This window comes from Pandoraea sputorum (assembly GCF_000814845.2).
GTDB classification, from domain to species: domain Bacteria; phylum Pseudomonadota; class Gammaproteobacteria; order Burkholderiales; family Burkholderiaceae; genus Pandoraea; species Pandoraea sputorum.
In genome coordinates, this window is the sequence record NZ_CP010431.2 from 500,754 (window position 1) to 515,601 (window position 14,848).

At 62.7% G+C, this 14,848-nt stretch carries 15 protein-coding genes; 14 read left to right on the plus strand and 1 reads right to left on the minus strand.

Annotated elements, in window-relative coordinates; genetic code table 11:
- The first annotated feature begins 13 nt into the window (after positions 1-13).
- The 7 genes from NA29_RS02250 to NA29_RS02280 all read left to right on the plus strand — a co-directional run bounded on the left by NA29_RS02250 (position 14) and on the right by NA29_RS02280 (position 6,787).
- Positions 14-1,186 (plus strand): VanZ family protein, encoded by a 1,173-nt coding sequence (locus NA29_RS02250; RefSeq protein WP_039395285.1) that lies wholly within the window; start codon positions 14-16, stop codon positions 1,184-1,186.
- Positions 1,187-1,462: 276 nt separating this feature from the next.
- Positions 1,463-3,004: an MFS transporter gene (locus NA29_RS02255; RefSeq protein WP_084103395.1), complete on the plus strand. Its 1,542-nt coding sequence runs from the start codon at positions 1,463-1,465 to the stop codon at positions 3,002-3,004.
- Between the two features lie 156 nt (positions 3,005-3,160).
- Positions 3,161-3,493 carry a (2Fe-2S) ferredoxin domain-containing protein gene (locus tag NA29_RS02260; protein ID WP_039395291.1) on the plus strand — a complete coding sequence of 111 codons (333 nt, stop codon included), beginning with the start codon at positions 3,161-3,163 and terminating at the stop codon, positions 3,491-3,493.
- A 75-nt stretch (positions 3,494-3,568) separates the two neighbouring features.
- Entirely contained in the window at positions 3,569-4,207 is a 639-nt protein-coding gene (locus tag NA29_RS02265; RefSeq protein ID WP_039395294.1) for an alpha/beta hydrolase, read from the plus strand.
- A gap of 129 nt (positions 4,208-4,336) precedes the next feature.
- Entirely contained in the window at positions 4,337-5,653 is a 1,317-nt protein-coding gene (locus NA29_RS02270) for a D-alanyl-D-alanine carboxypeptidase family protein (RefSeq protein ID WP_072633175.1), read from the plus strand.
- 19 nt (positions 5,654-5,672) lie between these two features.
- The gene (locus NA29_RS02275; protein WP_039395300.1) at positions 5,673-6,521 is read left to right on the plus strand and encodes a D-amino acid aminotransferase; all 849 of its coding nucleotides are present in this window, start codon (positions 5,673-5,675) and stop codon (positions 6,519-6,521) included.
- Entirely contained in the window at positions 6,518-6,787 is a 270-nt protein-coding gene (locus NA29_RS02280; RefSeq protein ID WP_039395303.1) for an HP0495 family protein, read from the plus strand. Before NA29_RS02275 ends, NA29_RS02280 begins: the two co-directional genes overlap by 4 nt.
- Before the next feature lie 74 nt (positions 6,788-6,861).
- Here NA29_RS02280 and NA29_RS02285 read toward each other — a convergent pair whose 3' ends face one another.
- Positions 6,862-7,902, minus strand: a complete 1,041-nt coding sequence (locus tag NA29_RS02285) for a transcriptional regulator GcvA (protein WP_039395306.1) — start codon at positions 7,900-7,902, stop codon at positions 6,862-6,864.
- Between the two features lie 100 nt (positions 7,903-8,002).
- Between NA29_RS02285 and NA29_RS02290 the strand changes: the two genes are divergently transcribed.
- From NA29_RS02290 to NA29_RS02320, 7 genes are all read left to right on the plus strand, one after another.
- Entirely contained in the window at positions 8,003-8,335 is a 333-nt protein-coding gene (locus tag NA29_RS02290) for a DUF2917 domain-containing protein (protein ID WP_052252452.1), read from the plus strand.
- Positions 8,336-8,540: 205 nt separating this feature from the next.
- Positions 8,541-9,476: a DMT family transporter gene (locus NA29_RS02295; protein ID WP_084103397.1), complete on the plus strand. Its 936-nt coding sequence runs from the start codon at positions 8,541-8,543 to the stop codon at positions 9,474-9,476.
- A 108-nt stretch (positions 9,477-9,584) separates the two neighbouring features.
- Positions 9,585-10,298, plus strand: a complete 714-nt coding sequence (gene lipB / locus NA29_RS02300; protein WP_039395311.1) for a lipoyl(octanoyl) transferase LipB — start codon at positions 9,585-9,587, stop codon at positions 10,296-10,298.
- A gap of 24 nt (positions 10,299-10,322) precedes the next feature.
- On the plus strand, positions 10,323-11,330 hold the full coding sequence (gene lipA, locus NA29_RS02305) for a lipoyl synthase (RefSeq protein WP_039402093.1): 1,008 nt from the start codon (positions 10,323-10,325) through the stop codon (positions 11,328-11,330).
- 468 nt (positions 11,331-11,798) lie between these two features.
- On the plus strand, positions 11,799-12,683 hold the full coding sequence (locus tag NA29_RS02310) for an N-formylglutamate amidohydrolase (protein ID WP_039395314.1): 885 nt from the start codon (positions 11,799-11,801) through the stop codon (positions 12,681-12,683).
- Position 12,684: 1 nt separating this feature from the next.
- Positions 12,685-13,464 (plus strand): IclR family transcriptional regulator, encoded by a 780-nt coding sequence (locus NA29_RS02315; RefSeq protein WP_039395317.1) that lies wholly within the window; start codon positions 12,685-12,687, stop codon positions 13,462-13,464.
- Positions 13,465-13,878: 414 nt separating this feature from the next.
- Positions 13,879-14,847 carry an ABC transporter substrate-binding protein gene (locus NA29_RS02320; RefSeq protein ID WP_039395321.1) on the plus strand — a complete coding sequence of 323 codons (969 nt, stop codon included), beginning with the start codon at positions 13,879-13,881 and terminating at the stop codon, positions 14,845-14,847.
- The last annotated feature ends 1 nt before the right edge of the window (position 14,848 follow it).

Here is a 14,848-nt window from a genome sequence, read left to right on the forward strand (position 1 = left end):
GGTCGTCTCGCCGATGCCCGAGCACGAAGTCAAACCCTGGCAACGACGCGCTTCTCCGCTTACGCGTCAGGCGTTGCTGTGCCTGATTCTGCTGATGGCCTACGCCAGCCTCTACCCGTTTGAGTTTCAGCGGGCGGCGGTCGGGCCGTTCGACTACCTGTTCGCGCCGCTGCCCCGCTGGATGACGATGTTCGATGTCGTCACCAACGTGCTGGGCTACATCCCGCTGGGTGTGCTGACCGTATGGGCGTTGCATCCGGCATGGCGCGGCACGCGCGCGGTGATCGCGGCTTTCGTGCTGGGCACGCTGCTCTCGTGTGGGATGGAGGCGTTGCAGACGTACCTGCCCACGCGCGTGGCGTCGAATGTCGATCTCGCGACGAATGCGCTGGGCGCGCTCATTGGCGGTGCAATGGCCGTGCCGCTCACCAGCCCGTTGCTCGATCGCGGATGGCTTCGTCATTTGCGCTTTGCGTGGTTCGAGCGTCATGCGAGTCTGCTGCTCGTGTTGTTGGCGCTGTGGCCGTGGGCGCAGGCGTATCCGCAGCAGTTTCTTTTCGGCGACGGTGACCTTGTCCGGCAAATCTGGCTCTGGCAGGACCCGGATATCACCGATCTGGTCCTCGACTGGGTGCCGAAGCTCGGGGAATTGCAGGACTATCTGTCGGCGCTGGATGCCGTCGCGAGCCACGCCCTGTGGGAGACGGTCGTGACCGCGAGCGGCACGATTCTCGCAGGGTTGCTCGCGACGTTGGCCATGCGACGCACGGCACCGCGCGTGCCGCTGCTGTGCGCGATGTTCATCAGCGCTTTCGCGATCAAGGCCATTGCGGCGGCGTGGCAGTTCTCGCCCGCGCAGGCGTTCGACTGGGTGACGGCAGGCGCGATTTACGGATTGGTCGTCGGCTCGCTCGTGCTGATCGTCGCCGGGCGCGGGCCGCGTTTTCTGCGGGGCGCCGTTGCGCTGGCGGCGCTGGTCGTCCTGCTCGTTTTCGTCAATCTTCTGCCTGCGAATCCCTATTACGAGGCGGCGCTTCAGTCGTGGCGTCAGGGGCAGTACGTGCACTTCAACGTGCTCGCGCGCTGGCTCGCGTGGACATGGCCGTATCTCGTGCTGATCTACCTGCTGGCGATGTTCGATCCGAGCCATCGCGGTCCGGCGCGTCGCGGCGGCAGGCCGGACTGACGCCAACGCACGCCAGGGAATCCGGCATTTTTTCGAGGGCGCGTCGATGCCCCCGCCAAAAGGGTGAAATGCCCGTCAAGGCCCGTCCGGTAAGCGTTTGCGGTCGATTTTTCCGCGTCATTGTTTCCAAAATGGAAATAGCGTATTGGCCGTCTGCCCATTGGTGAGGCCGTCCTCGACTCCTAAACTCTCATGTAAGGCGCACTGACACTGGGTGCGTCACGACCGCCCGGCATCTACAGGCAGATCCCGGGCGGTTTTCATTGGGGAGCGAAGATGAGTACCTGGGGATTGGTGTTTGCGCATAAGACACGGCAGCGCGTGCTGATGGCTGTGATCGCGGCGGCCACCGGCATCGAGATGCTGGAGAACGGCATGTTCGTGTTCGCGTCGTCGCATATCGCTGGCGGCGTCGGTGCTGCCCCGGAAGAGTACGCCTTCGTCTCTACGCTTTACGCTGTCGCTGGCATTCTTGTCATTCTCAAACAACGCTGGCTCGCGTCGCGTCTGGGTTATCGCGGTTTTCTGACCGGTGCGCTCACGCTCATGGCGTTCGGTGCATGGCTGTGCGGCATGGCGCACAACCCGGTGGAGCTTGCCGTGGCGCGCTTCGTGCTCGGACTGGGGGCGGGATCGCTGTTCACGGCGAGCCGCATTCTGATCAACCTGTGCTTCGCGCCCGAATTGCGGCTGCGGGCGTTGTTGTTCTTCACTTACGGCTTCTTCGGCGCGCAGATCTCTGCGCCGTTGCTCGCGAGCTATCTCGTCGATCATTTCATGTGGTCGTCGGTATTTCTCGTCATGGTGCCGATCGCGCTCGCCGGGGCACTGGCGTCGTGGCTCGTCATTCCGGATTTTCGCGAACGGCTGCGTGACGAAGGCGAATTCGAAATGCGCGGCATTGTGTTCTTCGCGGCGGGCGTGCTGTTCGTCGAAGTGATGATGCAGCGCTCGCGCTTCGACTTCTTCTCCAACCCGCTGCATCTGCTTGAACTCTGTCTGGTCGGGGCGATCTGCGCCATTGGCTACATGTGGCATCAGTATTCGCATCACAAGCCGCTGATCGACTTTCGCGTGCTCGTGCGCAACCCCGTGTATGTGCTCGGGCTGGGCGGGTATGCGGTGTATTACTTCTTCTCGTATTCGACGTCTTACCTGTTCCCGATTTACATGCAGCAGGGACTGAACTGGAGCGTCGAGCACACGGGGTATCTGCAAGCGGTGGCGTCGGTGACGAGTCTCGTCGTGGCCGTGATCTACACGATGGCGCGCCCCAAGTTCGTGCAGCTCAAACCGTTCGTGCTGCTCGGCTATCTGTGCCTGCTCGGTTACGCGTTCTTGCTGTCGCAGAGCTATCAGGGTGTGTCGAGTCAGTGGCTGATTCTGCCGATGGTGCTGAGCGGTCTTGGCGGTGTGTTCGCCATGATTCCGATTGCCGAACTGACGTTTCGCGGCATGGACGAGTACGTCTTCCAGCATGGCTATCAGACGAAGAACATCGTGCGTCAGTTGGTGAGTTCGATGTCAGTGTCCGTCATGGCCGTGCTGATGCAGGATCGTCAGGCCGTCTTCATGCATCAGCTGACGCCCGCGATGACGCCGCTCAACCCCGCCTACAACGCGGCCGTCTCGCAGGCGCAGCAGACCTTCGGTGCGAGTGTCGATGCGACGACGGCAGCACACATGGCATCGGCGTGGGTGGGCAATCTCGCGTCGCAACAGGCGCTGGTGCTCTCGTGTGTGAACGTGTTCTTCGGCTTCGCATGTCTGGCTGCCTTCTGCGCCTTGTTCATGGCGGTGCAACGGCGTCTTCGCTGATCAGTGTCCGGGTGTCCCGGAATCTGCATTTCCTCATTTCGTCGGTGCAGGGCGTTGAGTGCGCCCGCCGGGGCCGTCCGCAATGCCTGAGCAGGTCGGTTAGAATGCCCGCAACACGTCGTTACGTTGCCAATTCCCCCACATAAAAGCACCGACATGGCCACCACCCAGTCGCAGTACTACAAGCATCACGTGTTCTTCTGTCTCAACCAGCGCGAAGCAGGCGCCGACCGTCCGTCGTGCGCGAACTGCAATGCGCAGTCGATGCAGGAGTACGCCAAGAAGAAGGTCAAGCAACTCGGTCTGGCCGGTCCCGGTCAGGTGCGTGTGAACAAGGCCGGATGCCTGGATCGTTGCGAGCTGGGGCCGGTCGTCGTGATCTATCCCGAAGGGACCTGGTACACGTACATCGACGAGACCGATATCGACGAAATCGTCGAGAAGCACCTGGCGCAAGGCGAGATCGTCGAGCGCCTGTTGATCGACTGATCGACTGATCGACCGCGTGGTCGACATGCCATGTCGACGCCTGCGGCGGCTTCGCACTCCAGACCTACTTCGCTCATGAACGCTCAGACTGAACGCTTCACCATCGACGGCCCGGTCGGCGCCATCGAAATCGCTATCGACCGCCCGGCCGGTGGGCCGGAAAATCTGCGCGGCATCACCCTCGTCGCGCACCCGCATCCGTTGTTCGGCGGCTCGCTCGACAACAAGGTGGCGCAGACGCTCGCGCGTGCTTTCGTCCAGCTCGGTTACGCCGTGGTGCGTCCGAACTTCCGTGGCGTGGGCAAGAGCGAAGGCGAACACGACAAGGGCATCGGCGAGCGCGACGACCTGATGGCCGTCATCGCCTGGATGCGTCAGCAACCGGGGTGGGAAACGCAACCGCTCGCACTGGCCGGATTCTCGTTCGGCACGTTCGTGCTGTCACACGTAGCCAAGGCACTCGAAGCCGCAGGTACGCCTGCCCAACGTCTGGTGTTCGTCGGCACGGCCGCGAGCAACTGGGACGTGGCGACCGTGCCGGCCGACACACTCGTCATCCACGGCGAAAAGGACGATACGGTGCCGTTGCAATCGGTGCTGGACTGGGCGCGTCCGCAAACCTTGCCCGTCGTGGTAATCCCCGGTGGCGAACACTTTTTCCACGGCCTGTTACCGCTGCTGAAACAGATCGTGGTCGATGCGTGGCGTCATTGATACATCTGGCCCGAATTTCGGGGCGTTTCGTCTGACAGCGACCCGCTTCGCTGGGGACGTCGGATGGCGACGGGTATAATTCGCCTCTGAACCTTGTCGTGCCGTGTCGGGTCTATTTCCCCGAACGGCATGGCTCCGGCGCTCCGGTGCCGCCGTCTTCTTCGCCGTGCCGCGCTCGCCAAAGCGTGGGTTGCACGGTGCCTTCAAGCGCAGATGCCTCTGAGTTTTGCTTCGCTCACTTCGTTTTTCTCATCGCCAATGAAATTCAACGCTTCGCTGTCCCGTGCCGCCGCCGCCGCGGCGATTGTCGCTTGTGGCTCGCTTGCTACGCTTCCCGCTCGTGCTCAACAGATCCCGCCGCCGCCGATGTCGGCCAAGGCGTGGACCATCGTCGACGTCACCAGCGGTCAGGTGCTCGCCGCCGGTGACCCGGATGCCCGCGTGGAGCCGGCATCGCTCACGAAGATCATGACGACGTATCTGGTCTTCGAAGCCCTTCGCGACAAGCGCATCTCGATGGATCAGACCGTCATTCCGGGCGAGTCGGTTCGCAAGGTGGGTCGTGACGAATCGCGCATGTTCATCGAAGCCGGCAAGCCGGTCTCGGTGCGCGATCTGGTCTCGGGCATGATCATTCAGTCGGGTAACGACGCCTCCATCGCGCTGGCCGAACTCGTCGGTGGCTCGCAGCCGGGCTTCGTCGAGCTGATGAACCGCGCCGCGCAGCGTATGGGTCTGAAGAACACCCACTACACGAACGTCGACGGTCTGACCGACCCGCAGCACTACACGACGGTCGCCGACATCGCCACGTTGTCGACGCACATGATTCAGGACTTCCCCGAGTACTACAAGATTTACTCGGAGAAGAGCTTCACGTACAACAACATCCGCCAGCCGAACCGCAACCGTCTGCTGTCGCTCGACCCGACGGTCGATGGCCTGAAGACCGGCCACACCAAGGAAGCGGGCTACTGCCTCGTGTCGACGGCCTCGCGTCCGCTGCCGGGCGCGCCGGGCGTGAATCGTCGTGTGTTGTCGGTGGTCGTGGGTGAGCCGACCGAACGCGCGCGCGTGCAGGACAGTCTCTCCGCGCTGAACTACGGTTATCAGAACTTCGACACGTTGCGCGTGTACGGCGCGAATCAGGTCGTGGCCACGCCTAAGGTCTGGAAGGGCAAGGACAGCGAGCTGAAGATCGGCGTGAAGAAGGACACCTTCATCACTGTGCCGAAGGGCACCGCCGACAAGATCAAGCCGCAGCTCGAACTGCGCGAGCCGCTGATCGCACCGATCGCCAACGGCGCGCAGGTCGGCACCGTCAAGGTCATGGCAGATGGCAAGCAACTGGCCGAATTCCCGGTCGTGGCGCTGGCCGACGTGGCGCAGGCCAGCTTCATCGGCCGTGCATGGGACGCCCTGCGTCTGATGTTCGTGAAGAAGTAATCGGGAAGCCATTCGCATCATGAACAACCCCACCGTCTGGCTCAATGGCGAACTGATTGCGCTTGCCGATGCGAAGATTTCCGTCCTCGACCGAGGTTTCCTCTTCGGGGACGGGATCTACGAAGTCGTGCCGGTCTATCACGGCAAGCCGTTCCGTCTTGCGCAGCATCTCGACCGCCTGGAGCGCAGTCTCGCGGAAATCCGCATCGCGAACCCGTACACGCGTGCCGAATGGGAAGCCCTGTTCGCGCGTCTGTCGGCCACGTGTGCGGCCGATCCGCACAGCGTCTACGTGCAGGTCACGCGCGGTGTCGCGCCGCGTCAGCACACGTTCCCGAAGGACATCACGCCGACGGTGTTCGGCATCGCCACGCCGCTTACGCTGCCGAGCCGCGAGAAGGTGGAGCAGGGCGTCGGCGCGGTCACGCATGAAGACCGTCGCTGGCTGAACTGCCACATCAAGTCGACGTCGCTGCTGGGCAACGTGCTGATGGCGCAATACGCGGCCGATCACGAGGTGCAGGAGACGATCCAGTTCCGCGACGGGCTGCTGACGGAAGCGTCGTCGAGCAACGTGTGGGTGATCAAGCACGGTGCAATGGCCGCGCCGCAGCGCGATAATCGGATTCTCGAAGGCATTCGCTACGGCGCGCTGGAGTCGTTCGCGCAGGAATGCGGTATCGCCTTCGAGGAGCGTGCGGTGAGCGAAGCGGAAGTGCGCGACGCCGACGAACTGCTGATTACGTCTGCCACGAAGGAAGTGCTTGCCGTGGTTACGCTCGACGGCAAGCCGGTGGGCGACGGCAAACCGGGCCCCGTCTTCCGCGCGCTTTATGCGGCGTATCAACGCGCCAAGGAGGCACTATGACGGAAGAGAAGAAGAGCCTGATCGAGTTTCCGTGCGACTTCCCCATCAAGGTGATGGGGCATGCGCAGGATGGCTTCGCGCAGGCCATCGTGGAATTGCTGCGCGAGTTCGATGCGCAGTTCGACGCGGCGACCGTGGAAATGCGTCCGTCCAGCACGGGTAAGTATCTCGGTCTGACCGTGACGGTGCGCGCGCATTCGCAGGCGCACCTCGATGACATTTACCGCAAGCTGACGTCCCATCCGATGGTGAAGGTGGTGCTGTAAGCGACGTAGTACCGACGCGTGCCTGAGATTGCCTGTGATGGCGTGAGGCGCGCGTCTTCCGATCTCCGGATCGATCAGGCGTGCGTCGGTGCCCCGTCGTCGGGCAACTTCGCGGGGTCGAGACCCAGTTGCGCGTCAGTCGCCATCTCCCCCGCCGTCGCGGCCATCCCGGCCGCCAGCGCAGCACGGCTCGGCTTGGTCGGACGCTGCCGCGTGTCCTTGACCAGCTCGAACGCCGCCACTTCCTCCAGAAACCACGTTCTGAACGCCTGTACGCGTTTCGTCTCCAGCGCGGCCAGCGGACACACGAAGAAGTAATCCCATTCGCAAGGCGTATCGACGTCGGACAGCCGCACGAGGCGTCCCGCCATGATGTCGCCCACCGCGAGCGAACGACGCACCAGCGCCACCCCCTGACCGACGATAGCGGCCTGCGAGAGCATGCCGGAATCCTCGTACATCATCCCTTGCATCGGCTCGGGGATGTCGAAGCCTGCGGACGCGAACCATGGGGCCCACGGCTCATCTTGCGAGCGCAGCAACGTACTGTGGCGAAATTCGTCGGCGGTCTGCGGCAGCCTGCCACCGTTATAGGACGGACTGCACGCGGGGAAAAAGACGTCGTCGAGCACCTTCTCGATGTGCAGCCCCGGCCAGTTGCCCTTGCCCATACGAAGGGCGACGTCGACGTCGTCGCGCTCGAAATCGGTCAACTGCGCGCTGCATCGCAACTCCACTTCCAGTTCCGGATGGCGGTCGATGAAGCGGCCGATGCGCGGCGTGAGCCAGCGGCTGGCAAACGACGGCATGGTGGTGAGCACCAGACGCCGCTCGCTGCGCGTGCCCGCTTGCAGCTTGCGTGTGGCCTGCGCAATGTCGGTGAGGGCGGCGCGGATCGACGCTGCGTACTGACGCCCCGCGAGCGTGATGCTGATGCGCTTGCCGTTGCGGGTGAAAAGCGTGGTGCCCAGCTCCTGCTCCAGCGCACGAATCTGATGGCTGATTGCGCCGTGCGTGACGAACAATTCTTCCGCCGCACGGGAAAAGCTCTCCAGGCGGGCAGCCGCCTCGAAGGCGCGCAAGGCGCTTAGGTTGGGAAGTCTCCGAAGGTCCATGTGAGCTCTATTCGCAAGGCCGTGAAAATATGTCGTTTGGTGCGGCGCCTGCCAGTCCCTATGATTCAGTCATTGTCTCGCACTGAGTGGGGGTCGTAAAATGCAAAACAATTTGACAAAGGTTCAGTACTTCTACGGTCTTCGCCCGGGCGAAGTGGTCACGCTCGATCTGCATCATGAGCATACGCTCGTCGCACGTGGCTCGTCGGTCTGGGTGACGCGTGCCGGCGATCCGCGCGATTACTGGCTCACGCCGGGGCAGCGTATGGCCGTCGAGCCGGGGCGCCGCTACTGGGTGTCTGCGGATACGCCCGCCGAGGCTCAGCTGGAGCGCGAAGTCTCGCGTCGCTTTCCGGTGATGCGCCTGCTTCGCAAGTGGCTGGCTGGCCGTCGGGCGGCGCGTGAAGCGAACTCCTGCACCTGCGCAGCCTGATATCACTGGCAATCCGATCGATGTGCCGGGCTCCGGCCCGTGAAATCCACGCGCTCTATGGCGATAGTCGCCGGACGAGCGCGTGTTTCGTTTGGGCCGCGGAAGTCCGACCCTCGGTGCTGTTAATCGAATTCACAACAAGACGCGCAATAATCGAGTCAAAATCACAGCGATAACGCGTCGAAACAAGAGAAGTCGTCCCCCGATGAGCCAAGCTTCGCCCCCCGCCCCGGTGCCATCTTCCGCCATGCCGAACCCGCAAGCCGACGAACGCCTTGGGCGTTTGCTGATGATTGCCGCAATGGTGATCTCCGGCACGATCGGTTACTTCGTGCTTATGTCGGGCCAGCCGGCGCTCAATGTGGTGTTCTTCCGCTGCCTGATCGGTGCGCTCAGCCTGTGCGGCTGGTGTGCGCTTCGCGGTTACTGGCGCGGGTTCCGAATGACTCGCTGGCAAGTGGTGAATGTGACGCTCGGGGCCATCACGCTCGTCTCGAACTGGTATTTCCTGTTCACGGCCTACCGGCTGACCTCGGTCGGTATTACGACTGTCGTCTACAACGTTCAGCCGTTCCTGCTGGTGCTCGCCAGTGTGATCGTCACGCGCGAGCGGCCGTCGCTGGCCACGCTGGGCTGTCTGGGTGTGGCGTTCGCCGGGCTGGTGATCCTGGCCGAGCCCGGTGGCGTGCATGGCGCGGGTTATCTGATCGGCGTGGCGAGTGCGCTGGCTGCTGCGTCGCTCTACGCCGCGACCACGCTTTTCACGAAGAAGCTGGCCGGGACGATTCGTCCCGAGATCATCGCCGCGCTGCATATGGTCATCGGTGCGGTCGTTTTCGTCTGGATGGCGGACTTCCAGCATTTGCCGTCTGCACCGCGTGAGGTCGGCGCCATCGTCACGCTGGGCCTATTCCACACGACGTTCATGTATTTGTTGCTCTACGGGGCGTTTCAGAAGGCATCGACGTCGAGTCTGGCGGTGTTCGGCTTCGTCTACCCCGTGGTGGCCGTGGCGGTGGACTTCCTGGCGTTCGGCATCGTGCTGCATCCAACGCAGTGGCTGGGCGGCGTGATGATTCTGCTCGCGGCCGGGTGGTATGCCCGGGGTCTGGGCGCCGCATCTGCCCGAAAGGCGGCCTGAGCTTCCGGATCTCTCGGCGTTGTCCGTTGCGGCCGGGCAACACCGGGCGCAGCGCCTTGCGGGCGTGGCTTCGAGCAAGACTGGCGTGGTTTCGCTAAAATTGCGTCCATGACCTCCCCGATCGAAGTTTGCTGGCGCGGCATCGAAGACTACGCCACCTCGTTCGACGCCATGCGCGCGTACACCGACGCGCGTGGCTCGCACGGCCCCGACCAGCTCTGGATCGTCCAGCATCCGCCCGTCTACACGCTCGGACTCGCCGGCGATCCCGCTCACCTGCTCGTTGCCAACACCGGTATTCCGCTCGTCAAAGTCGACCGAGGCGGCCAGATCACGTATCACGGCCCCGGTCAGGTGGTGATCTATCTGCTGGTGGACCTTCGACGCCGCAAGCTCGGCGTACGTGAAATGGTGCGTCTCATCGAGCAGGCCGTGATCGACACCCTTGGAGCGTATAATCTCGACGTTGAGCGCCATGCCGGCGCGCCGGGTATCTATGTGAGCCCGGGCGACGGCACTGTGGCGCATGCCGGCGCGAAAATCGCTGCGCTCGGGTTGAAAATCCGCAATGGCTGCAGTTATCACGGCGTTTCGCTGAACGTCGCGATGGATCTGCGTCCGTTCGACTGGATCAATCCGTGCGGTTACGCCGGTTTGCAAACCGTAGACATGGCCACGCTAGGCGTGGCTCCCCGCTGGGACGAAGTGGCCGCGCGACTGGCGCAGCAACTCGGTCATCACCTCGAACAGCACCCCGCGACGACAGTTGCCGCGCCGCAGGCCGATACGAATTCGGCCGCCAGCGCAGACGCCGCCGCCTGATTGGACGCCTGGAAAGCCCCCATCATGACCACCGTGACTCAGAACGACAGCACGAACAAAGAAGTTCGCACGATCGACGGCGATTACGACGCCACCGCGAAGCAGAAGTCGCAAGCCAAGACGGCGCGCATTCCGATCAAGATCGTGCCGATCGAGCGCCTGAAGAAGCCGGACTGGATTCGCGTGAAGGCGGCCACTCACACCTCCCGTTTCTACGAGATCAAGCAGATTCTGCGCGAGCATAATCTGCATACGGTCTGTGAAGAGGCGAGCTGCCCGAACATCGGTGAGTGCTTCGGCAAGGGCACGGCCACGTTCATGATCATGGGCGACAAGTGCACGCGCCGCTGCCCGTTCTGCGACGTCGGCCACGGTCGCCCCGACCCCCTGGACGTCGACGAGCCGCTGAACCTTGCGAAGACCATCGCCGCAATGCGTCTGAAGTACGTCGTGATCACCAGCGTGGACCGCGACGATCTGCGCGACGGCGGTGCTCAGCACTTCGTCGATTGCATCCGCCACGTGCGCGAGCTGTCGCCGTCGACCCGCATCGAAATCCTGACGCCGGACTTCCGCGCGCGTCTCGACCGCGCGCTGGGCATTCTCAATGCCGCACCGCCCGACGTGATGAACCACAACCTCGAAACGGTGCCGCGTCTGTATAAGGAAGCGCGCCCCGGCTCGGACTACCAGCACTCGCTCACGCTCCTCAAGGAGTTCAAGGCGCAGCATCCGGACGTCTCGACGAAGTCGGGCCTGATGGTCGGTCTGGGCGAGACGGACGAAGAAATTCTTCAGGTGATGCGCGACATGCGCGCGCACAACGTCGACATGCTCACGATCGGTCAGTACCTGCAACCGTCGGAGCACCACCTGCCGGTGCGCCGTTACGTGACGCCCGACACGTTCAAGATGTTCGAGGAAGAAGCGTACAAGATGGGCTTCACTCATGCGGCCGTAGGTGCGATGGTGCGCTCGAGCTATCACGCCGACGTGCAGGCGCACGAAGCAGGCGTGGCCGACGCCATCTGAGCAGAATCCTTCGGACCACTCGTCCGGACGGAAGCATCACGAAAGCGGATCGTCGACAGACGGTCCGTTTTTTTCGTCCGTACCCCCCATGCGCTTGCGTGTTGAACGGGCAATGAACCCGTCTATGACCCCCTCCAAGCGTTAGCCAGACGCCCACACTCGATTACGGGACGTCACAAGTCGCTCCTGGTTTAGTAGCCGATACGCGCCACAGGCATCCCCCGGATGCCGACTAACGCGGCCGAATGCCTACGATACGCGCCGTCATTTGCAATGATCGTCGCCGAACGGCCAGCGTTACCCCCATGCGCCTGCTTTATCTCCCTCGAAATATGTTGTAACAACCGTCACCTTGTGGCGCCGGGTGCGTTGTTCCAGAATATTGAAACTTTGTTTTGCTTGGCAAAACACTGCGCACGTCATGGTTATTGGGCGAGCGGATGTTCCGGATGCACGCCAGGAGGCAGCATGTCCCGTCAGGTCACTGAGGGCCGATTTTTCGTTGAGGCACCGCAAGGTGGCGCAATGCGCCACGGGGGGCACTTGCCTCTGGTGATCGACGCGCCTCACAGTGGTCATGTGTTACCGCCGGACTTCGACACGATTGCCCCGACAGCCGCGATCCTCGCTTGTGGCGACGCCTACGTCGACGAACTCTGGTCCGTCGCGACGCGTCACGGCGCGACGCTCGTCGCGGCGCTTTTCCCGCGCGCCTACATCGACCCGAATCGCGCCGAGCACGACATCGACCCCGAATTGCTGGCGAGCCTGTGGCCACACGATGCGCGTCCGCAAGGGTATAGCGAGCGTGGCGTCGGACTGCTGCACCGCTTTGCTGCCCCAAACGTACCGCTCTACGACCGCCGCCTGACGGTGGCGGAAGTCGAGCGACGGATTCACGATTACTACCTGCCGTACCGCCACGCGTTGCGCGATGCACTCGATTCGGCGTGGCAGCGTCACGGCGTGGTCTGGCATCTGGACTGTCATTCGATGCGTTCGCGCGGCGGGGCACTCGATCCCGATGCCGGTATGGCGCGCCCGGACGTACTGGTGAGCGACGGGGACGGCACCACCGCAGACCCCGCGTTTTCACGCTGGGTGATGGCTGAATTCACGCGTCTCGGATTTCGTACGGCCTACAACGTGCCGTATCGGGGAGGCGATCTCGTGCGTCATTTCGGACGCCCCGCCGAGCGGCGTCACAGCGTGCAGATCGAACTGAATCAGGCGCTTTATCTGAATGAATCTAACGGCGAAAAGCATGACGGCTTTTCGACGCTGCAATCGCAACTTGGCCAATTTGCGGCGGCGCTTGCCGCCTATGCCGAACAACATAGCGAGGAAGTTTGAGATGGACTACACAGTCGCTTCGGTCGACACGGCGCTTTCGCTGCTGTCGCTGGTCGGGGAGTGTCCCGGCCTCGGTGTTACGGAACTGGCGCAGCGCGCCGGCCTGAACAAGTCGCGGGCGTTTCGTCTGCTGGCGACGCTCGAACAGCACCGCTGGGTGGTTCGCGAGGGCAGTCCCGTGACCTACGTGCTGGGTGCGCAGGCATTGGTGCTCGGCGTGGCAGGCCATGAACAGGTCAACCTCGTGAAGGTCGCCCATCGTCACCTGCAGGCGCTCAACCGTGCGCTCAACGAGAACATCCAGTTGCGCGTGCGCGATGGTCTCGAGTCGCTGTGTGTTGCCCGCGTGGAATCGACGCACGAACTGCGCGTGCATGGCGTGGTCGGCAACCGTCGCCCGTTGTACGTGGGCGCGTCGGGCCGTGTGCTGCTGGCTTTCGCGTCGGACGACGTCCGCGCGCAAGTGTTGGGTCGTCCCCGCAAGCGCTTCACGGCGGGCACGCTGATCGAGCGCGACGAACTGGCGGCCGAACTGCTGAACGTGCGTCGTCAGGATTGCGCGGTGAGCTTTGGCGAACTTGCGCCGGAAGCCGTCTCGGTTGCCGTGCCAGTGCGCGACGCGTCGGGTGAAGTGATCGCCTCGCTGTCGGCCTCGGGCCCGTCGTCACGCATGACGCGTGCGTTGCTGCCCGATATCTCGTCGCGTCTGTCGGCCTGTGCCGCAGAGATCTCGGCCGCACTGGGCTATCAGACGCCGGTCCCGGAAGCGCTTTCCGCCTAAGTGCGCTGAGCGCGACCGGCGGGAAGGGGTGACCGGCGACGGTTGCCCGACCCCCGGGGCAAGTCCGGACCTCCCGGCGAAGGCTCTGCCGCCACAGGCGCCTGCTTTCAAGGGAGGTTTTGTTTATCTCAACGGTCCGTTGTGACGCATCGAACTTCAGGTTCACTCGGCCTTATCGCGTGAAATCTCCCAATTTCGCCGAATTTTCTGGAAATCCAGAAACAATCCGTGCTTGCTTTCCGGATTTCCATATAAGTGAGCATCGGGTTTTCCACAACTTCCCCCAATAAAATCAATCACTTGTAGTGTTGGCATAAGTATTGCTTTCTACCGCGCGTGCTGCCGTCGTTTCCGAATTCCCGTTGGAAATCCGGAAATCCAGAGCAAGCCGTTCTAATAAAGAGAGGAGACCTTATGTTCAAGCAATGCCTTGCCGCCGCTGCGCTGTGTGCAGCTTCGCTACACGCTTTTGCCGACGATCTGGTGCGTCTGGGGAACCTGAAGTTCGCCCACTACGGCGCTGTGTCGTACATGAAAGTGATTGGACCGAAGTACGGCCTGAAGATCGAGGAACGGATGTTCGCCAAGGGCGTGGACATCATGCCGGCCATCGTGGCCGGTCAGATCGACGTGTCGGCAAGTGCGCTTGACGCTGCTATCGCAGGTCGCGCTCAGGGCGCACCGATCTACGCGGTGGCGGGTTTCGCCAAGGGCGGCGTGCGTCTCGTAGCGAAGAAGGGACTGCCGGTCACCAAGGTGGCCGATCTCAAGGGCAAGAAGGTGGGCGTGGCCCGTGGCGGTGCTCAGGAAATGATTCTGTACGCAGAACTCGCGAAGGCCGGTCTGACGTGGTCGGATCAGCCGGGCAAAGACGTGCAGATCATGTTCATGGCCTTCGCCGATCTGAATCAGGCACTGGCCGCTGGCAGCATCGACGCGATGTGCCAGTCGGAGCCGCAAGCCTCGCAAGCCATCAACAAGGGCTTCGGCGTGGAAATGCTCAAGCCGTACGACACGCCCATCGGCGAACCGGTGCGTGCGCTCGTGATCACCGAGAAGCTCTATAAGGAAAAGCCGGACGTTGCCCAACGTCTGATGTACGCGTTCGTCGAAGCGACCGATTACTTCATCAAGAACCCGAAGGCGGCCGAGAAGTACGTTCGCGAGGACATGTTCAAGAACCAGATCACGGAGCAGGACTTCACGGACGCCATCGGCAACTCGCCGTATAGCTACGACCTGAGCCTCTCGCACGTGCAACTCACGACCGACCTGATGAAGAAGTACGGCGTGGGCAAGTTGCAGGATCCGGTGCCGCAGGCGGGAGACTGGGTCAAGCTCGACCTCCTCGCCAAGGCGAAAACCAAGCTGAACATCAAGTAAG